Genomic DNA, 22,688 nt, shown 5'->3' with positions numbered 1-22,688 from the left:
TTGTTACCCCTTTAACCAAAAAATCAATGCAAACGCCCAAATAAACGCCAGCACCACGCCCCACGCTGCGGGGCTGACGAACATCAAAGCAAAGGCCAACAGGCTGCCCGTTGTCATCGATGCCTTGCGCGTCGCCAGCCAAAACGTCACCGCGAACAACACCATCGAGATGTCTTTGCACGCCCAAAATGGGTACGCGGTGTATGCGGGCAACTTGCCCGTGATCACGATCCACAGGCATTGCATGGACTGATACAGCAGTCCACCCATGCCCACCAGCACGGCGGTTTTAATGGTTTTGTGCGACGTCTTGCCTGCGGTGTGCAGCAAATAACCGATCAACAACGTGCCCAACAGGTCAAATAAAAACAACGCCCCCGAAAAAATGTAATCCCCGAGTGCAATCGTACTTGTGTCCATCACTCACCCTCCTTTTTGTCGATCAACTCACCGCCGCGAACTTCGCGCGCCACATCAATGATGTCCACGTCCTCGCGCCGATCCACCGCGTTGGCGATCCAATTGATCAACGCCAAAGCCAGCATGCCCAACACAAACGCCACTGGCATTGCGGTGTCCAGATCATTGCCGTCCAGTCCGAGCTGACGCAAAACCAGACCCGTGAACACCAACGGCACGGCAACACCTGTCCCGCCGATGATCGCGCCCTTGGCAATCGCCGCACGCCCCTCGATCTTGCGGGGCAGCCAAAACACACTCAGCGCAAACGCACCAAACAAACCCGACAGCGCCCATGCCAACCGCACCACAACCCAATTAAAATCCATCACGTTTCCTTTTTTCATAATTTCCTCGACCAAACCATTTGACCGCTTGATACATCAGCCACCGTCGCCATTTGGGGACACCCAAAACCCCCATCGCCTCATAAAACACCATGTCCGCCACTGGCTTACTGTACAGCGCTTGCTCGTATAAGTAGTCGTGCACGATCGCTGCCTTGGCGTACCGACCGATGGGCGGAAAGATGACCCAAAGGATGCGCGGCACACTGGCCAAGTCGGTGATCGTGTCCACCGGCACGGCAATCACCGTGCGCGATGGCAGCACGTCGGTGTAGTACATAAACGGCTCGGCCAGCCGCCACCGATAGCGGTCAAGCATCTCCAGCACTGCGGGCGTGGTGAATGCGCTCATCAGAGGCTCGCCGCCAACACAAACAAACGATCGAGTGCCTCGTTGTCCAGTTTTAATGCAGTCATCAAACCCGACGCCTCCACCCATTCGCGGCGCACCTCCGATGCGTATTCCCATTCTATTTTTAAGCTGCGAGGGGTTGCCGCCGCCGCAATCACCGCGTCCACGTCATCGAGCAAATCCGCTTGGAGCAAGGCCAGTCGCGCCTGTTTAATGGACACCACCGTGGGCACGCTGGCTTTTTTCAGTGCATCGGCACGCGCCTCTGCCCGTGCGGTGTTGAGCACCCAAGCACGCTGATCCATGTCCCAATCGTGCTCAGAGGAGGGGGCGACATCCACGGTCTCACCATCAACGATGACAAATGCTAAACCTTGTGCCCGTGCCTCGTTGATGCCCAACGCCACGCCCTCTGTGACGGGCATCAGGTCTTTGGGCACGTCGGTATAAGAGGCCAGCATGCTGGTGGGATAAAGACCGCCTGTTGTGTCCGAGTACTGGTAAGCGTAGTCCATCCAGCGCTGCGTATCGGCATACCACACATGGGCTGGACTCGGCGCGACGGTGATGTCATCCGCACCCAACACCACAAATGGCAGCCCCTCAGCAACGGCGGCATGTGCCCGCGCCACCACCTCATCGGATACGTTGACCGCATCGGCGGGGAGCTCGGTTTTTTGAACAAATTTGTTTTCAGATTGGGAGTACGTCCACATGGTTGTTTCCTTTTTTTAATGTTGAGTAATGCTGAGTAATGCTGGGTTTGGATGTTTGTTGTTGTTTTTGGAGCCGGTCAATAACCCCACACCCGCCACGCCACCGCATTGGCGGTGGTGTCGGTGGCTTTGTGCAGCGTAAAGCCGTTGACGTCGGGGTTGAGCGCGGACAACACGCCCGCACCGTCGATGCGGGGCGTGGCGGTGGCCACCTCGACCAAAAAGGGCGAGCCGCACATGGCCGTTGGAAATGGGATTGGGTACGTCACCGCAAGCGTGACGTCTTGCCCCAGAGCGGCCGTTTTGCCCCACTGTTCAATCATAAAACCCGTTGGACTGCTGGCGTCAGGGTACTTGCGCCAGCCTGAGTTGGCGGTATACGACCCTGTAAAATCCGTTTTACGCACCGTGGCAAAGGCATCCCACATCACCGTGGACGATGGGTTGCGCAGGACGACGTTGCCGTCGGTTTGCAAGCTGAGCTTGTAGGCGTTGCCCGTACCAAAAAAAGACTCAGCTGAGGTGTCGGCATTGATGCGCTCGCGGATCACGCCGTTTGAGGTGGTGGCCAGTACGCCGTCCGAGACCCAAGATAAGCCCGTGTCGTTGTCGACCGCGCCGACCACGCCCACATTGAGCGTGTTGTTGGCATTGACCAAGCCTCCAACCGCTCGCAAAGCCCCCGTCAAGCCCACGCCTGTTTTGGGCAAAAAACTGCCGCCCGCAGCGGTGACAAATGCCGTGGTTGCCAGCTGCGTCGTGTTGGTGCCCACCACCGCCGTCGGTGCCGTGGGCGTGCCCGTCAAGCTGATGGACTCAAAGTCGTTGAAACCATCGTAAACATTGGTACCGTCCGAGTAGACTTGATTGCGCTTGCCCTGAGCCACGCCCACGCCAGTGCCCGCGGCCGTCTTGACCGTGAGGCCAAATGCCCCCGATGTTGAGTTAAACACAATCCAGTTGCGCCGTACGGACGCAGGCACAATGACCGTGAGCGCGGATGTGAGCGCACCGACAAATGTCAACGATGTGTTGGATGACTCACCGTCCGTGAGCGTCACCGTCCCGCCCGTGACGTTTTTTTGCAAGTTGCCACCGATCGCGGATTGTACAAAAGCAGTGGTGGCCACCTGCACCGTATTGACCCCATCAACAGCCGTGGGCGCGATCGGCGTGCCTGACATCGCGATGTTATAGTAGATGTCATTGACCCCAAGATCAGTGATGTACACCGCCTTGCGCTTACCTGCTTGCAAGACCATGCCCGCCAACGCAGAGCCTGCGACTTTAAAGGTCACGTCGAACGTGGTGGTGTTTGAGAGCCAGTAGACGCGCTTGGTTGACGTTGGAAACTCAACCGTGACAGGGGTCGCGGGCACGCCACTGACATATATGTGCGGACTGTTGACCTGATCGTCGGTCAGCGTCACCGTACCGCCCGCAGCGATGTTGACGTTGGTTTGACCAGACAGTGCGTCCTCCAAATACGCCGCATTGACCAACTGTTGCGACGTGTTTAAGGGCATGAGGGTTGGGGCTTTGGGAGTCCCTGTAAATTCAGGGCTCGCGAGCGGCGCGTAGGGTGATGAGGGCGCATTGACGTCGCCCCACGCTATCTTTTTGATCGCGGCGAACAACTGCCTGTAGCTTGCAGGGTTGCCTGCAGAGTAAGGCAGGAGTGCGACCCCCGCTTGCTCAATGGCTTGCGCGATTTCCTCCTGTACGACATCAAACCATTCCGCGCCGGGGGTGCTGGGTGGGTCGCCAAGCGATCGATTGCCTGTTTTAAAACCATGTTTCCCCGTGCCAAATTTGTCGGTTGCGGGATTGCGGTTTGTGCCTGTTTTTATGCGCTGCATGGTGTCCTCGATGTGTTGTAAAGTTAAGTGTAAAGTCAGGCGTAAATAAAGTTGACCTCGCTCATGGCGGGTGCCTCTCGGTAAAATATGCACTCCAGCACTGCATCACCCCATGTTTGTAGCGGGGTCTCGCAATCGTCAATGACCGTGCTGTCGCGCCCTGTGGTGCCGTCGCCGACCTGCAATGACCAACGGAAACGATCCACTTGCTCATACAGCGGCGTTTCGCCGTCATCCTCGCAGGTCGTCATGGTGTAACGCACCGTGCTGGCGGCGTCATAGCCCAATGCGTTGGCCAATGCGATGTATCGCGGGATCCTTGCCCCACCCGAATCGGTGTATTTGGCAAACGCCGCCGCTTGACGCTCTGCCAAGGTCTGTCCGCCAATGCTGCAGCTGTCTGGCAGCTGCAGGGCGTCTTCCCACTCCGCCATCAGTTGTGATGCGGTGCGGGGGTCGGTTTCGGTGGGCATGTCGGTCAAAAGAGCATCCACCAAAGCCAAAGGATCCGCCATACGCCGCAGCACCTCGCGCAGCTCACCGCCGTCGTCGGTGTTGAGCGCGTCGCCAGGGGGCAGCAGTGCGGACAATTGCTGGGTGTATCGCTCAACCAACTTTGCAAATTCGTCCGAGTTTTGATCAATCGCCGTCATCATCAGCCCGTAAATGTCAATGTGCCAACCTCAAGCAACTCGCCCACGCTGCACTCGATGTCCACTGCGGGCAAAATGATCTCGTGCGACCACTCCCCCGTCGCGTCACTGATGACCGCTGCGATTTGGCTGCGCGGGATGGTCATGCCCGCAATCGGCATCGCTGTCATGCCGTAGTCATCGCGCTTGACGGGCGCAGCGACACTGTTGACATAGGCGCGTATGGCGGCTTCAGCGGCCTTTTGCACGGCCACAGTGTTGGGCATCAATCTGATCGTAAAGTTTTGTGTTTTTTTGACGGGCGCAAACGCATAGTGCTCACCAAAGGGCAGGGCGGTGTTGTCAAAATGTGCCTGCACCGCCGCGCACTCAGCGGCATCGGGGTAAGCGGTGATGGGGTCATCGTCGCGCATAAAGTACACACTGACTGTGCCAGGGCCTAGGGCTTTGGGCACCGCCCATGCCCGCGTCACCCCTGCGACCTCAAGCGCCCACGCCTCATAGTCGCTGGATTTGCCGACCTCCCCAGGGTTGCACCATGCGCTGTCCACGCGGTTGCGTAACGAATCGATGCTCTCAATGTCTGCACCCCCCGATAAGCCTGGCGCAAGCACCTCCACCGCACCCTCGACCCCCGAAACGGGGCTGGACAGGCTGAATACTGCGCCCGCCTCGGTATTGCCCGCTGCGCCAGGGGTTAAGCACAGGGTGCGCGCCACAGCCATCCCGTCCTCCCCGATGATCGCGCCGTCTGGCATGACAAACGCCAGCCCATCGTTGCGATTGATCACAGTGTCCGCATCGACCGTTTTGCCCGCAACCCCTTTGAGCCGCACCCAGCCGCTCGCCGCAAACGCCGCCTTACGCCCCTCTCTCAACCGCATGGGGGCGTGATAGCTCTCCAGCACATCATCGTCACACAGACGCGGGAACTGTTGCCGCCACACCCACACCGCGTGCATGTGCAGATCATGCTGGGCATTGGCCAATGCCCGCGCCAAAGGCACGAATAAATTGCGGCGCAACGCGTCTGATGCGGTCGCCAAAGGCAGCTCAGCCTGATGTTGACGGTCAAGCTCCGCTAAAGTGGGCAGGTTATACGCCATGATTCAACTCCAATTCAAAAATCTCTCCGTCGAGCACGATCACCAAACCCATGCACTCATTGCCCGCATCAAATGCGCGCACCTCGATGCGCTGCACCACGCCATCGTCAATCAACCATTGCAGCGCAGCACGGTCATAGTCCTCCTCAAGTCGCAAGGTTTCTGCCGTGTTGATGCGGCGGTTTTGCGTCCACCGCTCACAGCCCCAACGGTCGCCCACATCGCTTGTCAACGCATCGCCCCACCAGCCGCCGCCCACACGACCAAATTCGTCGGTGGCGCGGCGATCACAAAACAGTGACAACACAATCGCCGCCACCATCGGGTCCGCAAACAGCTCCAGCGATGGCGGCTCGGTCAAGTCGATGCTGACTTTAGCCATGAGGGCCACCCGTCTCGCCACCGTCATGCTCGGTGTGGCGGTGATTGTCATCAATCGGATTGTCAAATGTTGACGTGCCCGCATGTGATGAGTCTGTCGCGTTGTTGGTCAACGTCTCGATGTTTAAAATCAATTTTTTCGCGGTCAATACAGCATTTCCATCCTTGTCCAGCAAAAACATCACGCCATGCGCGTTGTATAGGGCGGACTCACCTTCCGATAGGCTTCTGGGGCGCGTGTCCTCGTTGTCCACGGCGACCGCGACCAAATGGTCGCGGCTGCCCGCCACCGCCACCATGATCGGCGTTGATCCGCGTGGCGGGTGACTGGTGTGGCCAAAGTTTTGCACGCGCTCCACGTCGTCGCGCGTTTCGCCGTCGAGGCCGTCGATTTGCAGCATTTGCAAACCGCCCGCGTCATTGATGAGGTTCACCACGCCCCGCGCCACCATCAGGCGCATGCGTTGAGCCAATCGATGCATCATAGTGTGCTCATGTCCTTGTGTGACGCCTTGCCCTTTCTGGTGGCTTTGTGGGCTTTGGGCTTGTTTTTGTCCTCGCTCAAACGATCTAACGCATGCGGATCAGCCAGCTCTAGGTCGCATACGGTGCCATCGCGCTCGTTTTTGATGTAAGCCACTTTAACAATGAGTAAATAGCCGTGAAAGCGCACGTAATCTGACGCAAAGGACACCAGCAAGCCTGGTGCCCACAGCGCGCCTTTGTCGCCGTCTTGTCGCCACGATTGCACCCGCACGGTGGCGCGATTGCCTCGACTTTGGCGGGTCGCCAGTTCAAAATTGGCACGTTCCTTGGGCGTGTGTCCCTCGCCTTGTTCCTCGTTGATGATGATCAACGGGCGGTGGCGTGTGACCGCAGGGTCTTTGACACTGTCCTTGATGTTGTGCCCACCTTTGCCGCGTGCCTGGCCTTTGACGATGTACTCGCTGTGGCGATCGTTGGTTTTGTAAGTCAGCTTGCAACTGATGATGTTGACGCCTTGCTCGAGGGCGGTGGTGGCGCGCTCAAGCCCAGGCAAGCCCAACACCAGCCCGCCCGCACCGTCCGCCCAAATCATCAGGGCTTTGATCTTGCAGGCGCGGTCAAGGCACGCGAGCACGGTCTCACCGTCTTCAATGTTAAAACTGGCGATCGTGGCCATCGCGGCTTTGGTCGCACTGGCGGTGATGGTCAAAGGGATGGCGTAGGGCGCCAGCAGATCCGTGGCGATTTGCTTGAGCGTGGTTTTTTTCCACTGCCCGGTCTTAAAGATGGCCGAGCAATCACACAGATCACCCGATTTGTCGCGCCCCGTCACATCAAAACTGGTGCCAGATTCGTTAAAGCCGGGGCTGGTTTCGTCGACCCAGCCCGTGATCACGGGCTCGTCATCGATGCTCAGCACGCACGCATCACTCGCCATGATCGGCCGTGGCGTGACTTGGGCGGGCCAACGCTCGGACACCTCAAGCCTAAAGATGCCGGTCATCTGCTCGATGCCGCGTTCGATGTGCACGTCTTTCCAGCCTTCGTATTTTTGACCGTTGATTTTGAGTGCGCAATTGTTGCTGTTGTTTAGTGTGGCATTGGCTGTATTAGCTGACATTAAGCACCTCCAAGTTCCCCGCAGGCACAAAGCCCGCGTGCTTCACGCCGTTGCGGCCGATAAAGTCATCCAGCGCCGCAATACCCCCTGTGGCGCTGTACACAATCAACACAGCGGGCAATGTGGCCAATGTTTCAATGCTGCGCACATCGGCCAGCTGCGGCAGCATCTCAGCCATGACCTTACCCGCTGCCACGCGCACCGTTTGCAGTGCACGCACGACCACGTCGTCATTGCTGTTTTTAAGCTCAAAATCAAGGTCAGATAACACCTGCGCCCGTGCCGCTAGCAGCTCGTGCTTGCTGACAAACGACGCAGTGGGCAAGGCGTCAATGCGGGTCAATAACTCGGTTTGTCGCACATAATTGCACAGCGACGGCGGCATGGCGGTCAGGGCGGCGGTGGCATTGGACGCGCTCACGCGCGGCTGCGCCCATGTTGGTGTGATGACCCCACTGGTTTGTGGGTTGACCGCTGCGCCTGAGCCTGTGGTGTAAGTCGTGCCGTTGACGGTGTAGGTGGACGGCAGTTGTCCGTTTTGAGCGGATGACTGAGCCGACGGCCGTGAAAGGCCTGTCCGCACCGTCACCGACGTACCCGATACCCCCGCCGATTGGCGGATCTCGTTGCTGCGAAACAGGTGGCTCCATCCCGTCAAACCACCAAATGGGTTGCTCACACCACTCACCAACGACGTGATTAAGCCACGTACGCGCAAAGCCACCAGTAAAGGACGATTGATGATGCTATTGATGCTGGTTTGCATCCGCGACAGCACCGACTGCCCACGTGTGAGTGGTGATAAATAGCCCTCAATGGTCGTGCAATATGTATCCACGCACGCCGCGGCATTGTCCAGCCAGTGCGCCACGTCACCAAGCCATTGCGCACTGAATGCCGCATCGATTGTGTTTTGTGCTGAGCTGGTCGCCATCGCCAGCAACCCCTCTGGATCATCCGATGCCGCAGGCTCGGCGTTGTCGCCAGTTTCTTTTAAATCAAGCTCAATCTCAAATTCGCCGCCGTCAGCGAGGGGGTAGCGGATTTTGGCAGGCGTTTTGAGCACCATGCGCTGCACTTGCCCCCACGGGTGCACAAACACGCCATCACCCGCAGATTCGCACGCATTGAGCAGCTTTTTAGCCTCTAAAAAATCCTGAAAAATCGCCGTGATGCGGAAAGTTTTGGGGGCGCGCCCCATGTCCTCATCGTACTCAAAATCGCGGAAAGGGTAGGTGTGACTGACCGTGCGCCGCCCCACCTCGCCGCTGATGTCACGGGTGTAAAACGCCACGCCCTTATAAGAGGGCTTGCGTAAATCCAGCGGTTTCGGCGCGTCCCACAGCATCAGCTTGCCCCCGTATTCATACGTCCGACATTGGCGGTCATGATGGTGTTGCTGTTGCTGCCGCTTGCTGTGGCCGTGACATTGAGCAAGGACGATGACGGGGCCACATTGACCATGATTGTGCCTTTGATTTGGGTGTTACCCACTTGACTGATCAACGCCGCGCCCACGGCTTGTTGCTGTGCCGTCGCTTGCGCGGTCACACCGGTCAACGCCTGGGCGTTTTGCTGAGCAACGGTGTTGCCCGCGGACATCCAACGCGTGGCAAAGTCCGCCCCAATTGCACCAATGCCCGCTGTGGCTTGCACCGCAGGGGGTTGAGAGACTGCAGGAGGCGTGGGCGCGTGCAACTTGTCATACATCAAGCCCAAAGGGCCACCCAAAGCCATGCCAATGGGACCCGCCATAGCCAAGCCCAGCACCGTCCCGCTTGTGCCGTCGATTTTGATCCCACCATCAAACAAACCTGACAGCTTGTCCGTCATCCAGCCCATGCCGCCACCCAGCACGTCGCCAGCGGCCGATCCGACTTTGTAGCCGCCATATGCGCCCGCAAGCCCACCGACAGCCGTGCCCACCGCTGCGCCAACAGCCGTGCCAAGCACCGGCACAAATGAGCCCAATGCCGCGCCCAAAGCCCCACCCGCCGATGCCCCGATGGATGCGCCTTGCCAGCCGCCCACAGCCCCGCCGACCGCCTTGGTCACGCCATGCACCTTGTCGCTGGTGCTGGCACGATCGGCGGTTAAGGCTTGATAGCCCTCATAAGCCCCAGCACCCACCGCCGCAAACCCGCCCAGGCGAGGGATCCATGCCGCCGCTGTTGGCAGTGCTTTTGAGAGGGTGCTGGTGGCTGGTGCACCAGGCAGGACATCTTTTAACGGGCTGTCTTTGCCTAGGCTGACATCGCCCAGATTGACCACATAAACAGGGGTCACACCCGCCGAAGCTTGTAGGGCTTTACCCACGCCCACGCCTTTGCCCAAATCCAAAGCCCCACCCGATAATTTACCGATCAAGCCTGTGCCCAAACGAGACAAGCCGTACAGTCCTGCCAGTGCAACCCCACCGCCCGCGAGAATCTCGCCGCCGCTAAAACGCGGGTCATTGCGGTGCGCTTGGACGTCTCTCAGGTCTTCCCCGGCGCCCACCGTGGGTGTCGGATTTTTTGGGTCAAGTAAGTATTTGATGCCTTTATTGATCGCATCGTTAACGGGGAGCGTAAAACCATTGGCAGCCTCTTTGAGTGCGCCCGCAAGTCGGCTGGTTTGATCGACCGAGTTGCTGATGGCCTCGTTTAAATCGCTTTTGGCTTGACCTGTGGCGTCGCTCAGTGTGGCTTTGATGGCATCGAGCTGAGACAGTGCATCCCCATCCAGCAGCTTTTTGACCCCGCGTTGGGTGTCCATGTCAGCCTTGCCAAACGATTTGTCGATAAAGCCCATGCGCTCTTGATCGGTTTTCAACATATTGTAGGCCTTGTGCATCTCTTGCAAAACCACCAAAGGGTCGCGCCGAGAGCCGTCATTGTTGAAAAATTTGACTCCAGTGCCTTTTTGAGCCGAGTGCATGTATTTTGAGTTGGTAAACACGCGCAACGTCGAGTCGGTCAATGTGGCCAAACGTTCGGCTTGCGGCTCTGATTTTGAGAGCGTCTCGACCAATGCCAGTGTGTCGGTCAAGCCCATGTTCGCATCACGGGCGCGGCCACCCACACGCGCAAAAATATCAGGCAGGTTTTCCAATTCCGCGTTGCCCGCACGGCCTGCCACCAGCATCTGGTCAAGCAGTGTGGTGACTTGTTGAGGACTTTTAAGGTCGATGTTAAATTGCTGGGAGGCAACCCCCATCGCTTTACCCAGTTGATCGGCGTTGGCTTTGGCGACCGCCATTGTGCGCGCCGCAGGCTCAAGTGCAGGGGTGATGCTTTCCATGCCCAAACCCGCCGCCTGCAGGGATTGAGACAGCTCCAACTGTGATTGGACGGACGTGCCTGTGATTTGCTGTTGGTGCAGCATTTCGCTGTTCCACGCCGCCATTTGCGCGGTACTACCACCGGTGGCGACCTTGAGCAATTGGGTCTCTTTTTGCAGCTGCGCCGCATCCATCACCAGCTTGGTCATGCCGATGCCAGCACCCATGCCAACCATTTGACCCTGCACCGATCCAAACATGTTTTTTAAGCGGCTAAACTCAGCGTGTGCTGTTTTGGCAAACCCGCGCAACGTGCGCGATGCGCCATTGACCGTGCGATTAAAACGCGCGGCATCAGCGGCAATGCGAACCATGACTTCTGGGTTGCTCATCGGGTCTCTGTGTCTGTGTGGGTGTTTGTGAGGATATTGAGGTAGGCGTCAAAGCGCCACGTCGGCAGCTTGAGGATGTCGGCCTCGCTCCAGCTTGTTTTTAGGGCAATGAGTAAAACCTCATGCCAAAAATCTATTCGCTGGCGGCCTCGGGCTTCCCCTCTTCTTCTGCCACGTCAAATCCGCGCTGCAAAATATTCCAGTCGGTCATCGACAGGCGGCCCAGCATGCTGGGCGTGATGTCACCCGCAAAACCGTCAACATTTTCGATGCATCGGGCAATCAGGGCGCGGCGAAACGTATTAGATTGATAGGCCATCACCCCATCGGCTTCGACGGCCACCAAGTCATCGACAAACGGCTCGCGCAAAGTGAGGGTGGTGTGTCGGTTGCCTTTGATCGGCAAGCCTTTTTTTAAGGTGACAACATGGCTCATGGGATGCTCCTCGCGTGGTTTAAATATGGTCAGCATGGAGTATCCGTGATCGTTGGGATGCATTCACGGGGAGGGTTTTGGTGACAAAAAAGCCCGCACAAGGCGGGCTGGATTGTTTGTCAAGGGGGGGGATTTTTTAAGGCATCCTCTTTGGCTGCTTTGTTAAGCGTCTCAATCACCCATGCTGACAGCCCTCCTTTTTTTTTCGATGCAACGATCCAAGCTGATTTGTCATCCGTCCTCACTCTAACGCGTAACATTGCATCAGCTGGGTTTTCTTTTTTTGCATTTTGCTGCCCCATCATACCGTGTTTTTTAGACACGACTTTGCCCATCGCAGCGTTGACTTTGCGCTCATCGAGCGAGCTGTATGCGCCATCCCAAAGCCAGTATTGATTAGTAATCGTACTTTGCACGAGCAGCCCCGTTTCGCCAGTGCCTCGGGTGACGGTGCCGACAATCTTTAGGTTAATATCTCCGTTAAATTTGCGCTGCATCAGCATTGCATCAATGTCTGCTGGGTTTGTACTTACCGTGACTCTGTTTCTGTTTTGGTGTGTCATAAAAGCCCCCATCCTTTCCATTTTTTGGATTTGCCATTGCGGACATTTGATAGCCCCGCCGTAACGTTGCAATACTCTCCGCCCGTTCCGCGCTTGCCGCCTGTGCGTTTCCATTCAACATCTTTTTGATTAAATAAATGTGGGTTTGCCCTGACAAAGTGGTGTAGGTTTTCAAATTCGTACGCATCGCCTGACGGCGAAAGAATGTGCCAGTGCTTTGCGTGCACATTGCTTTCGCCCTTGGCGGACTTTGGGCTTGTTTTTGCCGCTTGAGTTGCCAATGGCTGACTTATTCTTGCTTTATCACGCATCTCTTTTGATTGCATGCGAACGACCAACGCAGCCCTGTCGCTCCGCTCCTTGCTTGGCGTTGTCCTGCTTTTGCCGTGACCGAGTTTTGTCCGCCATTTGGCGACCGTCCCCTCTTTGGCGGGCAGTTTTTTGGCAATTTGTTGATTTGACAGCGCCCAATCAACTTTGTCCCAGTCTTTTTTAGGGTTGCCCACGTAAGCCTCTGAATTAAAAAACATGCAAAACTGTAGCGTCAGCGACAATCACTTCGCCAGGGTCGTTGCCGTAGTCAACAAACATACCCCCCACTAAAACGATTTGCTCGCCATTGCTTGCATAGTGCTTGATTAATTTTTCAATTGTTTGCTTGACACCATCAACTTCAAATCCGTCGTATTTAATAGACAATGCACATGTGCCACCTAGTTTTACATCGCTTGATATCCCGTCATCCCAGTCGTTGCTTGCATCCAAGCAGTCTCCGACCGTAACTTTTTGCACAACGCCGCCGAAAGAAGTCATTGCACGCACCCCAAAACACGTCATGCCTTGTTTTTCTGCTTGTTCAATGATCGCCAGAACCGTATCGTTTAAGTTTGTCATTTTTTGTCCTAACCCCTGATTCCCCGAGGTGCGGTTGGTTGCTTTGTTGCTTCCATGTAAATCATTATACGCTCGTAAATTCTTTTTGTAAACACAAATTAAATATATTGTGTTGTTTTTTTATCAGCGGCATTTTTTTGTTAAAAAACCCAGATAAATCAAATGGTTGATTTATCTGGGTTGTATTGTCGCGGGGGATGATTGGTTTCAGACTGTTTTTTGATGTCACGCGCGCTGACATCAGAGCAATTCGGCGGGTGCGCCCTCAAGCTCAAAATCAATCTTGCCGTCTTTAAACTTAACATCACCGACAGTGCCCGCGTTTTGGATTAGATACGTTTGATTGCTGTCGGTCTCAAACGTGACGGTGACGCCGCGCCAACGTTGGATCGCGCTGACATCGTCTTTGTCCGAGTGTAATAGGGTGGCTGAGATTTTAGCGGGTTTGATTTCTTTCGTGACCGTGCCTTCAAAGCCGCTGGTGCTCATGGCGGATTCGCCGACGGGGCCGCCGACTTCAAGGCTTGCGCCTTTTTCGGCGCGCATGCGCGCACCATTGACGTTGAGGTGGCAGATGCCGGTCATTTTTGCGGGGGTTGTGGACATGGAGGGCTCCATTTAAAAATTAACAGGGCAGCGTGAGTTTTTGGTCATCACGCTGCAGGTTTGTTGGGTTTGCACTTACGTTTATTTACGCTTACAGCTGGTACTGGACGGCTGCGGCAAAGGTGACAAATTGATTGGTCACGTTGGGCGGCAAGATCGCATTCACACGGTCTTTGTCAGCCTCGGAGCGCAAAAAGCGGTACTTTTCTTTGTTCTTGGCTGGGTTTTCGATGATGCCCACATATTCGAGTCGTTTGTCCAACGCATAGCACTCGGCTTGCAGCATCGAGGCTTTGACATGGGGCAGGTCGGGCGAGATGTTGGTGTCATCATCGACCAAAATGCAACGTGGGAATTTCAATGCGATGTTTTGGCGGTGAGCAAAGCGATAGTAATCCACCGTCCACTTGGTTTCCAAGCGCAGCAAACTTTCGTCATCAAAACCCATCGTGTTTTTTTGGTAGTTGGTGATCACGCGCTCCAAAATCACCTTGTTGCCACTGTCCGCAATGGTCGAGCTGATCCCATCACTAAGCAGCAGCTCACGTTCTGCGCGGCTAAATCGATCTTTAGGGCGCGGCGCTTTAACACCGGGCACCTCCAACGCACGCAAAGGCATGGCGGGATGACGCGCGCCGCTGACCTCACAGGTTGCGGCAAACGCCGCTAAACGGGCAGGCAGCCACGTCGGTGAGCCGCGTAAGCCCCACGTAGTGCAGTGCACGCTGTTGCGCGTTGCGCCCCACGTGGTCAGCGCCGCCATCGTGCCATCGCGTGCCGTAAAGACATGCCCAGCTTTTTGCACCATGCCGCCCCAACGGCCATCCATGTCGGCTTCTATCGTCGCTAAATTGGTGCTGTCCGTAAACGGACAAACAATCGAATAAAACTGTTCATCGGCCACGCAAGCCAGTGCAGCGGCCACGTCTGGATTGCCGGAGCCGCCCGCGAGCGACACACAGGCGAGCGTGAGGCCTAAGGGCAAAGCATCCTCCTCGTAGTACCGATAGGACAACTCCATGCCATTGCCTACCTCGCCTTTGTTTGTACAGGTGACAGTCACCACGTTGCCTGACACTGTTGCAGCCACAGGCAAGTCGGTGTTTAAGTTGATTGCAGCGGTGATTTTGCTCGCCATCACAGCCGCTGTGTCGCCGACGGATGCAGCGCAACGCACCAAAACGCCCCCCACGTAAACAGACAATGTGGATGCGCGTGTCACGGCACCGCCAAACGTCAACGTCCCTGATGCCGCAACACCCGCCGCGAGGTCGTCCACGCCGACCACCCAGGTGTCGATGTCACCGTACGGCGCCTTTACTTTGTCGATCGCCATCATCATCACGTGTAACGTTGATCCACGGCCGTGCGCTTGTGCGGTTGATTCGCCGTTTTGTTGACGGTCAGGGGTCAATGCGGGCACTTGAGCACCTGCCAATCGCTGGCCGATGACCAACAGCTTGCGCTGCATTTGTGGCAAGCTCGTGACCGCTTTGGTGGGGTCAATCTCAATAAAAACACCGCCAGTGCGGCCAATGGGGATGCTCATGTAGGTCATGTTATCAGGCATGATGTGTCCTTTGATTTAAAAGTGATGTCGATGTTGGCAATCCATTTGACCCGCACCGCTTGGTTGCTCGCAGTGATCGGCTAAATGGGCTGAGGTTATTTGCTCTTTTTGTCAGGGCTGTCCAGCCCAACGGATGCATCAGCCGTCACGGCGGGCTTTTCAAAAGCGGCGGCGCGGTCATCCAAGGCCTTGACCTCATCCTTTGTGAGCTCAACCACGTCGCCATCCATCAGGCGGCGTTGGTAATACGATGTTGCAGGCACGGCTTGCCCCAAGGCATCCAGCATGCCGCTGCCATCCTCAAGGCGTACAAGCAAGCCCAATGCGGCGGGTTTGATTTTTAACAAAACAGGTGATTCAATCATTTGTAAACTCCACGGTGGTTAAGATGTCAGGTTGGCTGGTGGTGTAATTGTCGTCCAGCCATTGGTCATGTTCGGTTGACGGGGCATGCGGTGCCACGTCAATGTTTAAACTCACGCCCGCCAAGGGCCGCGCATTCGATGGGGCGGGGTACAGATCGGTGGGCGCATCGCCCGCTGCCCGCCCATCCAGCGCAAATAAAAGCTGCCCCTCACTGATGGGGCCGATCTCGCACTCAAACATGCACCAGTGGTTGGGGTGCTCCTGCTGTGCTGAGTACTTGACGCTTTTGACGTCGATGCGCGGCATGTTGGGGCCCGCATTGCGCAAAAATGCCCGTATTTCCCCCGCCAGCCGTTGCTCAGCCCGCTCGCCCGTGCTGGGTTTGCCATCGCGGGTTGGCACCTCAATTTGGCCAACAATCGTTGGCTGCGCACGCACGGCCCAATCATCGACCATCGTGACCTCGGGCAAGACAAAACAAATCACGCCCTGCTTGAGCTCGCTGGCGACCCGCTCCGCAAATGGCACGTAGTCATCGGACACAATGCGGTGGGGCAAAGCCTGACTCATGCGTTTGCGCAGCTCGGTGATGACGGCGGTGACAACTTGCATTACGCCCCCAGTACCGATTCAACGCCGCGCGCCACACCGTCTTTTAAAATCAATTCCAAACGGCTGCGGCTCTGCTCAAAAGCGGGCTGCATAAACGGTTTTTTCTTCGTCCCGTTTTTTTGGATGTGTTTGGCCAGCATAAATGCGCGGTTGTGGGCATCCTTGCCCACCACACTGTGCCGAATGCGCAACCACTCTTGCAGAGCTTGGACGGGCGGCATGCCGCCTGCGCGCGTGCCATGCTCAACATACGCTGCATAATGCATCGATGATCGCACCTCGCGCACCAACGGCTCAGGGGTGCGGTGAAACATGGATTGCACCAGCAAAGATCGAAAAATCGAGCCATTGCTGCGCACCACATCTTGAGCCGTGCGCACCATGTACGTGGCGGCCTTATTGAGCGCACCGTCTAACGTGCGGCTCATGGCTGCAGGGGCTTTAGCAAAAGCCTCACGCACCCGAACGGAATCAACATCGACGCGAATGTCCATCACTTCACCTTTTGCTCAAATTCAGCCAGCAGTACCGAGTACAGGTGCGAGGGCGTGCCGTTGGCCGCCCCTTGCGTCAAACCGTCACGCAGCTGCACAGGCTGAGTGCTGTTGCGCATTGCCAGCTCGCGCATGGCCTCGGCTTGCGCCCGTAAAATCAACAACCCTTGCTCAAACTCATCCAGCGTGCAAACCTCATCGGTCAAGATGTGATCGGCGGTGTACTCGTAATCGCACTGCGCACCCAGCACGCCCAACAGCATCGCCGATGGGATGGGGTGCACATTTAAAAAACGGCAATGGTCCGCATCCCAACCCACTGACACATCGGGCAATCGCCCAATGGGATAGTGCGGATCCCAGCAATCCCGCTGTTGCTTTTCATCGCGCCCGTAGTGACAGGCGTATACATGCTTTAAATCAGAGGGGCAGGGGTACGTTCGTCGCTTGGGCTCCAATGTCAAGCTCGCCCAAGCATGCCGAGGGCGACGCTGATTGAGATCGATCAGCGCGGTGGCGATGTGTCGCTCGTAATCGGTGTCGTCCTCTTTAAAACCGCGCTGCGCATCGAGCAGCGCCGCTTTATGGCGGGCAAGGAGTGCAGGGCGGTTCATTTTTTGGCTTTGATGGGGGCAGGGGCTTCAACGGGAGGCTCTTGATCTTCAACGGGAGGCTTTTGTTCATCACTGGGGTTTTGTTTGTCTTGCCCGCGAGTCAGCAACGCTTCAGAGATCGCGCCCAGTACGCTTTTACGCGCCGCGCCGCCCTGTTCGCGCTCCCCTAAATCAATCAAATCATCGTCGCACAGCGACGGGATGGCAGCGAGGACATCACCCTCAGCACCATCGCTCAACACATCAACAATGTGTCGAGCGACGGGCTGTGACTGATCCACGCCAATGGCCGTGTAGCCTGGCACGTCATGCGCATACACCTCGCGCGTGTCGCCCGGCATGATTAAAAAGCCGCCGACATATTGCGGCTCTTGGCTTGTGTTTTGGTAAGCAACTTTGTTCATTGGTCGGTCATCCATTAATTTAGTATTCACCATGCCCCAGTGCGGTGTGCGGCACTGGGGGGGTTAAGTTATTGGTTGGCGTTTAAATCGCGTCGCGTGCGGTTTGGCTAAACACCACAATCGACGTGGCACGATCACGCACGGCTTTGGGCGTTGCAATGGCGTTGTACTCCTCGCCATAAGCCACTTTTTTACCCAAAGGCTTGCCTGTGGTCGGATCGATCGCCTCGATCAACTCGCCTGAGACATACGGCTTGACGATGGTGTAGCCTGTCACGCCGCGTTTGCCCATCAAAATGCGCTCATCGCCCAAGTCGATGCCGGGGGCGTTGGTGCCAAATGTTGGAATGGATTTGACCGCATCCAAATCACCGACGCTGGAGGTGTTCGTGCCATCGCGTTTGAGCGACACGACAAATTGTTCCGCGTTGCTGATCGTGTCGTTGAGCGTCGGTGACATCAACAAATAATCAGGCTCAACAAAACGCTGTGCTTTCATCATCGCTTTGCGTGCACCAATCGCACGCAACAAACCATTGAGGTTTTTCTCCAGCGTGATTGATGCAGCGTTAAAGTCTGAGTTCCACAGCGCGACGTTGGTCGCGCGGCTGTAGCTGATCGTATTTGTGCCCGTGTTGGCAGGGGTGACGGGCACGCCCGCTTGATTGACAAACTGCAACGTGCCCACGTTGTACGACACCACACGGTAGTACGTGCCTGTTGTCTGAGTGCCTGAGCCGTCGTAGGGTAAAACAGTCACGCTATTGAGCACCACGGTGATGGCGTTTTCAGCGACGCCTTGCGCGTTGCCTTGTAAATCACGAGGCTGGAAAGGGCGGACGACGGGGAAGCCCGTGGTTTTAATGACCGATTTCGCACCCGTCAACTGGGTCGTAAAGGCTTCATTGCTCACCGTGGCCGCCAAATAGCTGTCGCTCGCACGTTGCAACTCGTTGCAAATGCGGCGGTGCACCAATTCTTTCATGATGCGGGCGTTGGTTTCGATGTTGCGACCCAGCGCATCCCAGTTCAGCGCGGATGAGCGGGTAAAAAACATGACTTCGTTGGTGATCGACAGTGCGATTTTCATCGGCGTGACCCACACCGACTCCATGCCCTGCGACACGCCAGCAAACGGGATCGGGCGAGCCTCGAACACCATGCCATCATTGATCATTTGCGACATGTCGCGTGTTTCAAAAGGGATTTGTGTGGTGGCCTGCGCGTTAAAGTCGGTCAATGTTTGCACCAAAGCCAATACGTTGAGGTCTGACAAGGCCTGACGGATCACCTCACGCTGCACACTGTACGGCAAGTTGGTGGACGCCATGTCCGTCGCCGCGCCCGCCAACACTTTGATTTCTTTTTGTAAATCCGCGCCGTGAATGCGGTCATATTCCGCCAAAATTCGCTCACAAAACGGATGCAACGGGGCTTTGTCATCAAGGCTCAACATGTGCGCCGAGCTGGTTTTTTTGAGGTGATCGGTGTAAATGCTGGTGAGCTTTTTGCTGTCATCGGACAACACCATGATGTGCGGAGAGCCTGCAGGTGCTGCGCCATAACCCATACTGGACAAGGTTTTAGCTGCAACCACACGATTCCCGTGCTCAATTTGATGTTGCGCCAATTCGCGCACTTTATCGTCGGACATGTCCGCCGTGATGAAATGGGAGGCTGATGTGCTCAATTCTTTTTTGAGCTCATCATCAAGACCTTCGGCCGCATTGATCGTCTCGCTGAGCACTATTTTTTTAGCCGCCACCGCTGCGACGATGTCATCGGCAGTTTTGCGTGCTTCGTTCAATTTTTTGGTTACCAGCTCACCGATTTGTGCCTCGCTCAAGGTCACAGGAGCCGCAGATTCTGGGGCTTTGTCAACGACCGCAGCGGCCAATCCGGCCAATGGCTTGGTTTCCTCAGCCAGGGCTTTGGCCGCCGCCTCAATATTGCCTGCCAATGATTTGGCCACCGACTCATCGGTCACGCCTTTGAGTTGTGTTTCCGCCAAGGTTTTAAATTGAGCGCGCACAGGCTCGCTCAAAGACATGGCCGCCAAGGCCGTCAATAATTTAGTCAAAATAGTCATGGAGTTGTTCGCTTCCGTTAAAAAACGTTGTGCCAGTTCAGGGTGCACGATTAATGGGATGTTGCCGTCTTCGGATTCGCACGATAACGTCACGGGGTCAAGGCGTTTGATGACTGGACGCACAGTCAAGCCCGCGCCAAGCAAGACCGCGCCGTGGGTCTCACCCACTTCGTTGTCTTGATAATTTTCATGGTATTCGGCTGAGAGGTATCTAAACCCGCGCTCTTTGATCGCAGACACGCCAAACGCCGTCCACTCGACCAGCGCACGCAGGCGGTTGCCCTCCACCGATAGTTTTGTGATTTTCGCCGCCGCCCCATCATCGGGCTTGTGGCTCACATCGATAAAAATGTCAATGCCCACAGTGCGTGCGTCAAAGTTACGCACCATCGAGAGCAGCATGTCGTTGGTGATCTCAAACGTGCCATAACGGGGGTCGGTAAACGTGCCTGTGCGCGTCACGGTGACCCATGTTTTTTGCCCAGGCGCCAACGGCGTCGCCACCACGCTGGACAACATGCGGATGACTTGAGGGATCGAGTCGGAAAGTTTGATGTGCTGAGGGTGCATGAGATTAGCCAATACCAATAAGGGATGCTGGCAGAATATAGCGGCGCGCGGATGCAAACACGGGGAGGGTTTTGGTGATAAAAAAACCGCCAAACTGGCGGGTGGATTGGGGCTGAATCAATCGATCACTGAATTGTCACGGGGTTAAATCTAAGAGCTGGTAAAAAGCCATCATTCGTTCTTTTTTTAATGCAACGGCTTCAGAGTAGTTTAAGTTGTCTATTTTTCGCGATTTTTCAGTCTCCAAAAAAACAGGTTCTAGGCCTTCCCGCGATAAAGAAAAACCGTCTAGTAAAGCGTCAGCACATACAAGCTTCCCATGAATTTTATGGATGCGTTGCCACTCTGAAAACTCACGGTTTAACGCCCCGCTAACGTCGAACATAATATTAGCGGACAAGCTCCGATCTACGTGGTCATCGATCACAAACTCAATTAACTGTTTTAAAGTAACAGCTATATCCGCAGGACGGCGCTTCGGCGATGCCCAATGCAAGCCCTGCTTGTAATCCATAACCGATGGGTTTATAAATTGCTTGCCCATTACAAACCTCCTTTTGTGCACCCAATATAGCATAAAAGCCCACCAAATGGCGGGCTTTGGGTTTGGATTTTTGATCGATGTTTGTGCGTCGTCGGTTAAATGGCAATGCTCAATTGCTCATCAATCCCCTTAAAGCGTTAGTACAAGGGGTTGAGCAGGAGATACAACAGTTCAATCGGCATCACCTCATCGATGCCCACCGAACTCATCAGGACAAGGAGGGCGCTCAAACTTAGAGGGTATTCATTTTTAACTCACTCAGGGATCTCGGTTTCAAGCACAAATGCCACACCACTCATAAAGCCCTTGATCCAGACTTGCTTCAAAAGACGCCACTCGTTCTCCGTCAAATCCTCGTCTGGAATGGGGTTGTCTGCGCATAAAGTTGCTTTATAAGCGGCCCATGCCAATTCGATTTTTGCGTCTTGAAGTGCGTTGAATTCTTGTTCGTTCATTATTTGCTCACAATCAGTTGTTAAATGTTTCTGACAGAGGGACATTGATGTCCCTCTGTGAATGCTTTGATGTGGCATCGGTTAAATGGCAATGCTCAATTGCTCATCAATTCCCTTCAAGCGTTCGTACAAGGGGTTGAGCAGGTGATACAGCAGCTCAATCCGCATCACCTCATCGATGCCCGCCGAACTCATCAGGCCACCTCGCGCAGATCAAGGAATGACGTGCCTGAAGTAGGGCCGAAGCTGTAACAACAGCGGTGAAGTCAAACACAGGCACCGCACAAAAGCGCTGCCATAAAGCGGACGGCAACGCTGGGATTGAAGCCTTGAGCGTGCTGTGCATGCAGCCATCGCCGCCGCAGGTCATAAAAATGGTATTGGATGCCGCGCAGAAACTGCGCGTGTAGATGGTTTTAGGCATGAGAGCCTCCTTTGGTTTTGATATGAAAACCACCGTGAAGGTGGGGGTTTATCAACGCCCAAAGAGCGCAGAGGTCCTTGCGGATACTCTAACCCCCGTAGACAGATGTTGTTGTATAAATACAACCACTTTAAATGGGGCGAAAAAAATCAGCGATACAGTCGCTGGGTGCTGCTTTGGGTTTTGATGCCCAAATAATAAACCCGCCGAAGCGGGTTTGTCAAGGGTTAATGTTTTTTCGCGTAATTGGTCACGAAAACGTAGCCTTCACCGCTGAAGCTAATGCCGATGTCGGTGCTTTTGCCCCAAACACTTGGATCTGGAATCAAACCTTTTGCTTGATCCAGTCCAGCTTTCGCCATCATGACTTCAGATTTAAACGTCCCATCGCCCTCGACAACATTGTTCACCAAAGCCACGGCCACTTGATAACATACCTGACCTTTTATCCACGGCGTTGGCATGCCTTTACTGTCAAATACTTGGCAAGACAGACTTATTTGTGCGCCATCGTTCTGAGAGCCGATGTATTCCAAGCCACTGTATTCGCTCGCCCCTTTGATTTTCCAGCGTGTTCGCGGCAAACCAACGCCGCTTTTATCATGCGTTTCGGCATAAATAGGCAGGTTTTTGGTTAAATTTTTAACATCCAATTTGTCAACTTTAAGTTGGACGTACTCCTTGGCATCTTTTGCTTTTTCGGCCGTTTGCGCAGGTGGAGGCGGCGCTCCTTTATCCCCACATGCATACAACAACAAGCCACCCAGTAAAATTAAGCCTTTTTTATTTATAAGCGACACATAACCTCCAATTAAAACCACATTGTCAACCAAAAAACGAAGTTAACGCAAGCATAAAAAAACGACAAAATAATCAAAAAACATTACAAAGATCTTGCAATTATAATCATTTTT

The 22,688-nt window shown here is 55.2% G+C and carries 28 protein-coding genes; all 28 read right to left on the bottom strand.

Going from position 1 to position 22,688, the window contains the following annotated elements:
• Positions 1-3: 3 nt before the first annotated feature.
• Positions 4-420 carry a hypothetical protein gene (locus DTO96_RS12555; RefSeq protein ID WP_114563826.1) on the bottom strand — a complete coding sequence of 139 codons (417 nt, stop codon included), beginning with the start codon at positions 418-420 and terminating at the stop codon, positions 4-6.
• Complete coding sequence (locus tag DTO96_RS12550; protein ID WP_114563825.1) at positions 420-788, bottom strand: hypothetical protein; 369 nt, start codon at positions 786-788, stop codon at positions 420-422. Before DTO96_RS12550 ends, DTO96_RS12555 begins: the two co-directional genes overlap by 1 nt.
• Positions 778-1,158 (bottom strand): DUF1353 domain-containing protein, encoded by a 381-nt coding sequence (locus tag DTO96_RS12545; protein ID WP_114563824.1) that lies wholly within the window; start codon positions 1,156-1,158, stop codon positions 778-780. The genes DTO96_RS12550 and DTO96_RS12545 overlap by 11 nt, the downstream gene beginning before the upstream one ends.
• The gene (locus DTO96_RS12540) at positions 1,158-1,874 is read right to left on the bottom strand and encodes a hypothetical protein (RefSeq protein ID WP_114563823.1); all 717 of its coding nucleotides are present in this window, start codon (positions 1,872-1,874) and stop codon (positions 1,158-1,160) included. Before DTO96_RS12540 ends, DTO96_RS12545 begins: the two co-directional genes overlap by 1 nt.
• A 77-nt stretch (positions 1,875-1,951) precedes the next feature.
• Entirely contained in the window at positions 1,952-3,733 is a 1,782-nt protein-coding gene (locus DTO96_RS12535) for a gp53-like domain-containing protein (protein ID WP_114563822.1), read from the bottom strand.
• A gap of 35 nt (positions 3,734-3,768) precedes the next feature.
• Positions 3,769-4,389, bottom strand: a complete 621-nt coding sequence (locus tag DTO96_RS12530; RefSeq protein WP_114563821.1) for a YmfQ family protein — start codon at positions 4,387-4,389, stop codon at positions 3,769-3,771.
• The gene (locus tag DTO96_RS12525) at positions 4,389-5,492 is read right to left on the bottom strand and encodes a baseplate J/gp47 family protein (RefSeq protein ID WP_114563820.1); all 1,104 of its coding nucleotides are present in this window, start codon (positions 5,490-5,492) and stop codon (positions 4,389-4,391) included. Before DTO96_RS12525 ends, DTO96_RS12530 begins: the two co-directional genes overlap by 1 nt.
• Positions 5,482-5,874, bottom strand: a complete 393-nt coding sequence (locus DTO96_RS12520) for a phage GP46 family protein (RefSeq protein ID WP_157964444.1) — start codon at positions 5,872-5,874, stop codon at positions 5,482-5,484. Before DTO96_RS12520 ends, DTO96_RS12525 begins: the two co-directional genes overlap by 11 nt.
• Positions 5,867-6,358 carry a phage baseplate assembly protein V gene (locus tag DTO96_RS12515; RefSeq protein ID WP_114563818.1) on the bottom strand — a complete coding sequence of 164 codons (492 nt, stop codon included), beginning with the start codon at positions 6,356-6,358 and terminating at the stop codon, positions 5,867-5,869. The genes DTO96_RS12520 and DTO96_RS12515 overlap by 8 nt, the downstream gene beginning before the upstream one ends.
• Positions 6,355-7,479: a phage baseplate assembly protein gene (locus tag DTO96_RS12510; RefSeq protein WP_114563817.1), complete on the bottom strand. Its 1,125-nt coding sequence runs from the start codon at positions 7,477-7,479 to the stop codon at positions 6,355-6,357. Before DTO96_RS12510 ends, DTO96_RS12515 begins: the two co-directional genes overlap by 4 nt.
• Positions 7,469-8,827, bottom strand: a complete 1,359-nt coding sequence (locus tag DTO96_RS12505; RefSeq protein WP_114563816.1) for a DNA circularization protein — start codon at positions 8,825-8,827, stop codon at positions 7,469-7,471. The genes DTO96_RS12510 and DTO96_RS12505 overlap by 11 nt, the downstream gene beginning before the upstream one ends.
• A complete protein-coding gene (locus DTO96_RS12500) occupies positions 8,827-11,133 on the bottom strand; it encodes a phage tail tape measure protein (RefSeq protein WP_114563815.1) in 2,307 nt (768 codons plus the stop codon). The genes DTO96_RS12505 and DTO96_RS12500 overlap by 1 nt, the downstream gene beginning before the upstream one ends.
• Before the next feature lie 133 nt (positions 11,134-11,266).
• Positions 11,267-11,605, bottom strand: coding sequence for a phage tail assembly protein (locus tag DTO96_RS12495; protein WP_192878998.1), 339 nt, complete (start codon positions 11,603-11,605; stop codon positions 11,267-11,269).
• 83 nt (positions 11,606-11,688) lie between these two features.
• Positions 11,689-12,132: a hypothetical protein gene (locus DTO96_RS12490; protein WP_114563813.1), complete on the bottom strand. Its 444-nt coding sequence runs from the start codon at positions 12,130-12,132 to the stop codon at positions 11,689-11,691.
• Positions 12,129-12,662 (bottom strand): hypothetical protein, encoded by a 534-nt coding sequence (locus DTO96_RS12485; RefSeq protein ID WP_114563812.1) that lies wholly within the window; start codon positions 12,660-12,662, stop codon positions 12,129-12,131. Before DTO96_RS12485 ends, DTO96_RS12490 begins: the two co-directional genes overlap by 4 nt.
• Positions 12,652-13,026, bottom strand: coding sequence for a hypothetical protein (locus tag DTO96_RS12480; protein WP_114563811.1), 375 nt, complete (start codon positions 13,024-13,026; stop codon positions 12,652-12,654). Before DTO96_RS12480 ends, DTO96_RS12485 begins: the two co-directional genes overlap by 11 nt.
• 240 nt (positions 13,027-13,266) lie before the next feature.
• A complete protein-coding gene (locus DTO96_RS12475; protein WP_157964442.1) occupies positions 13,267-13,632 on the bottom strand; it encodes a phage tail tube protein in 366 nt (121 codons plus the stop codon).
• A 91-nt stretch (positions 13,633-13,723) separates the two neighbouring features.
• Positions 13,724-15,202, bottom strand: coding sequence for a phage tail sheath subtilisin-like domain-containing protein (locus DTO96_RS12470; RefSeq protein ID WP_114563809.1), 1,479 nt, complete (start codon positions 15,200-15,202; stop codon positions 13,724-13,726).
• A 95-nt stretch (positions 15,203-15,297) separates the two neighbouring features.
• The gene (locus tag DTO96_RS12465; RefSeq protein ID WP_114563808.1) at positions 15,298-15,567 is read right to left on the bottom strand and encodes a DUF2635 domain-containing protein; all 270 of its coding nucleotides are present in this window, start codon (positions 15,565-15,567) and stop codon (positions 15,298-15,300) included.
• Positions 15,560-16,180, bottom strand: coding sequence for a hypothetical protein (locus DTO96_RS12460; RefSeq protein ID WP_114563807.1), 621 nt, complete (start codon positions 16,178-16,180; stop codon positions 15,560-15,562). The genes DTO96_RS12465 and DTO96_RS12460 overlap by 8 nt, the downstream gene beginning before the upstream one ends.
• Positions 16,180-16,674: an HK97 gp10 family phage protein gene (locus DTO96_RS12455; protein WP_114563806.1), complete on the bottom strand. Its 495-nt coding sequence runs from the start codon at positions 16,672-16,674 to the stop codon at positions 16,180-16,182. The genes DTO96_RS12460 and DTO96_RS12455 overlap by 1 nt, the downstream gene beginning before the upstream one ends.
• Positions 16,674-17,288 carry a hypothetical protein gene (locus DTO96_RS12450; protein ID WP_114563805.1) on the bottom strand — a complete coding sequence of 205 codons (615 nt, stop codon included), beginning with the start codon at positions 17,286-17,288 and terminating at the stop codon, positions 16,674-16,676. The genes DTO96_RS12455 and DTO96_RS12450 overlap by 1 nt, the downstream gene beginning before the upstream one ends.
• Positions 17,285-17,692, bottom strand: coding sequence for a hypothetical protein (locus DTO96_RS12445; protein ID WP_114563804.1), 408 nt, complete (start codon positions 17,690-17,692; stop codon positions 17,285-17,287). Before DTO96_RS12445 ends, DTO96_RS12450 begins: the two co-directional genes overlap by 4 nt.
• An 82-nt stretch (positions 17,693-17,774) precedes the next feature.
• Positions 17,775-20,351: a phage protease gene (locus DTO96_RS12440; protein ID WP_114563803.1), complete on the bottom strand. Its 2,577-nt coding sequence runs from the start codon at positions 20,349-20,351 to the stop codon at positions 17,775-17,777.
• Positions 20,352-20,487: 136 nt separating this feature from the next.
• Positions 20,488-20,895 (bottom strand): hypothetical protein, encoded by a 408-nt coding sequence (locus DTO96_RS12435; RefSeq protein ID WP_114563802.1) that lies wholly within the window; start codon positions 20,893-20,895, stop codon positions 20,488-20,490.
• A gap of 254 nt (positions 20,896-21,149) precedes the next feature.
• Complete coding sequence (locus DTO96_RS12430; protein ID WP_114563801.1) at positions 21,150-21,350, bottom strand: hypothetical protein; 201 nt, start codon at positions 21,348-21,350, stop codon at positions 21,150-21,152.
• A gap of 172 nt (positions 21,351-21,522) precedes the next feature.
• A complete protein-coding gene (locus DTO96_RS12710; RefSeq protein WP_157964441.1) occupies positions 21,523-21,774 on the bottom strand; it encodes a hypothetical protein in 252 nt (83 codons plus the stop codon).
• Between the two features lie 227 nt (positions 21,775-22,001).
• Entirely contained in the window at positions 22,002-22,574 is a 573-nt protein-coding gene (locus tag DTO96_RS12425) for a hypothetical protein (RefSeq protein WP_114563800.1), read from the bottom strand.
• Positions 22,575-22,688 lie beyond the last annotated feature (114 nt).

The organism is Ephemeroptericola cinctiostellae (assembly GCF_003339525.1).
In the GTDB taxonomy this organism is placed as follows: Bacteria; Pseudomonadota; Gammaproteobacteria; order Burkholderiales; family Burkholderiaceae; genus Hydromonas; species Hydromonas cinctiostellae.
This window is presented reverse-complemented; position numbering and strand designations above follow the sequence as displayed.

Excerpts from the sequence above, each read along its gene's own strand:
- DTO96_RS12555 (WP_114563826.1), bottom strand. The coding sequence starts at position 420 with ATGGACACAAGTACGATTGCACTCGGGGATTACATTTTTTCGGGGGCG.
- DTO96_RS12550 (WP_114563825.1), bottom strand. The coding sequence starts at position 788 with ATGGATTTTAATTGGGTTGTGGTGCGGTTGGCATGGGCGCTGTCGGGT.
- DTO96_RS12545 (WP_114563824.1), bottom strand. The coding sequence starts at position 1,158 with ATGAGCGCATTCACCACGCCCGCAGTGCTGGAGATGCTTGACCGCTAT.
- DTO96_RS12540 (WP_114563823.1), bottom strand. The coding sequence starts at position 1,874 with ATGTGGACGTACTCCCAATCTGAAAACAAATTTGTTCAAAAAACCGAG.
- DTO96_RS12535 (WP_114563822.1), bottom strand. The coding sequence starts at position 3,733 with ATGCAGCGCATAAAAACAGGCACAAACCGCAATCCCGCAACCGACAAA.
- DTO96_RS12530 (WP_114563821.1), bottom strand. The coding sequence starts at position 4,389 with ATGATGACGGCGATTGATCAAAACTCGGACGAATTTGCAAAGTTGGTT.
- DTO96_RS12525 (WP_114563820.1), bottom strand. The coding sequence starts at position 5,492 with ATGGCGTATAACCTGCCCACTTTAGCGGAGCTTGACCGTCAACATCAG.
- DTO96_RS12520 (WP_157964444.1), bottom strand. The coding sequence starts at position 5,874 with ATGGCTAAAGTCAGCATCGACTTGACCGAGCCGCCATCGCTGGAGCTG.
- DTO96_RS12515 (WP_114563818.1), bottom strand. The coding sequence starts at position 6,358 with ATGATGCATCGATTGGCTCAACGCATGCGCCTGATGGTGGCGCGGGGC.
- DTO96_RS12510 (WP_114563817.1), bottom strand. The coding sequence starts at position 7,479 with ATGTCAGCTAATACAGCCAATGCCACACTAAACAACAGCAACAATTGC.
- DTO96_RS12505 (WP_114563816.1), bottom strand. The coding sequence starts at position 8,827 with ATGCTGTGGGACGCGCCGAAACCGCTGGATTTACGCAAGCCCTCTTAT.
- DTO96_RS12500 (WP_114563815.1), bottom strand. The coding sequence starts at position 11,133 with ATGAGCAACCCAGAAGTCATGGTTCGCATTGCCGCTGATGCCGCGCGT.
- DTO96_RS12495 (WP_192878998.1), bottom strand. The coding sequence starts at position 11,605 with ATGCTGACCATATTTAAACCACGCGAGGAGCATCCCATGAGCCATGTT.
- DTO96_RS12490 (WP_114563813.1), bottom strand. The coding sequence starts at position 12,132 with ATGACACACCAAAACAGAAACAGAGTCACGGTAAGTACAAACCCAGCA.
- DTO96_RS12485 (WP_114563812.1), bottom strand. The coding sequence starts at position 12,662 with ATGTTTTTTAATTCAGAGGCTTACGTGGGCAACCCTAAAAAAGACTGG.
- DTO96_RS12480 (WP_114563811.1), bottom strand. The coding sequence starts at position 13,026 with ATGACAAACTTAAACGATACGGTTCTGGCGATCATTGAACAAGCAGAA.
- DTO96_RS12475 (WP_157964442.1), bottom strand. The coding sequence starts at position 13,632 with ATGTCCACAACCCCCGCAAAAATGACCGGCATCTGCCACCTCAACGTC.
- DTO96_RS12470 (WP_114563809.1), bottom strand. The coding sequence starts at position 15,202 with ATGCCTGATAACATGACCTACATGAGCATCCCCATTGGCCGCACTGGC.
- DTO96_RS12465 (WP_114563808.1), bottom strand. The coding sequence starts at position 15,567 with ATGATTGAATCACCTGTTTTGTTAAAAATCAAACCCGCCGCATTGGGC.
- DTO96_RS12460 (WP_114563807.1), bottom strand. The coding sequence starts at position 16,180 with ATGCAAGTTGTCACCGCCGTCATCACCGAGCTGCGCAAACGCATGAGT.
- DTO96_RS12455 (WP_114563806.1), bottom strand. The coding sequence starts at position 16,674 with ATGGACATTCGCGTCGATGTTGATTCCGTTCGGGTGCGTGAGGCTTTT.
- DTO96_RS12450 (WP_114563805.1), bottom strand. The coding sequence starts at position 17,288 with ATGAACCGCCCTGCACTCCTTGCCCGCCATAAAGCGGCGCTGCTCGAT.
- DTO96_RS12445 (WP_114563804.1), bottom strand. The coding sequence starts at position 17,692 with ATGAACAAAGTTGCTTACCAAAACACAAGCCAAGAGCCGCAATATGTC.
- DTO96_RS12440 (WP_114563803.1), bottom strand. The coding sequence starts at position 20,351 with ATGCACCCTCAGCACATCAAACTTTCCGACTCGATCCCTCAAGTCATC.
- DTO96_RS12435 (WP_114563802.1), bottom strand. The coding sequence starts at position 20,895 with ATGGGCAAGCAATTTATAAACCCATCGGTTATGGATTACAAGCAGGGC.
- DTO96_RS12430 (WP_114563801.1), bottom strand. The coding sequence starts at position 21,350 with ATGAACGAACAAGAATTCAACGCACTTCAAGACGCAAAAATCGAATTG.
- DTO96_RS12710 (WP_157964441.1), bottom strand. The coding sequence starts at position 21,774 with ATGCCTAAAACCATCTACACGCGCAGTTTCTGCGCGGCATCCAATACC.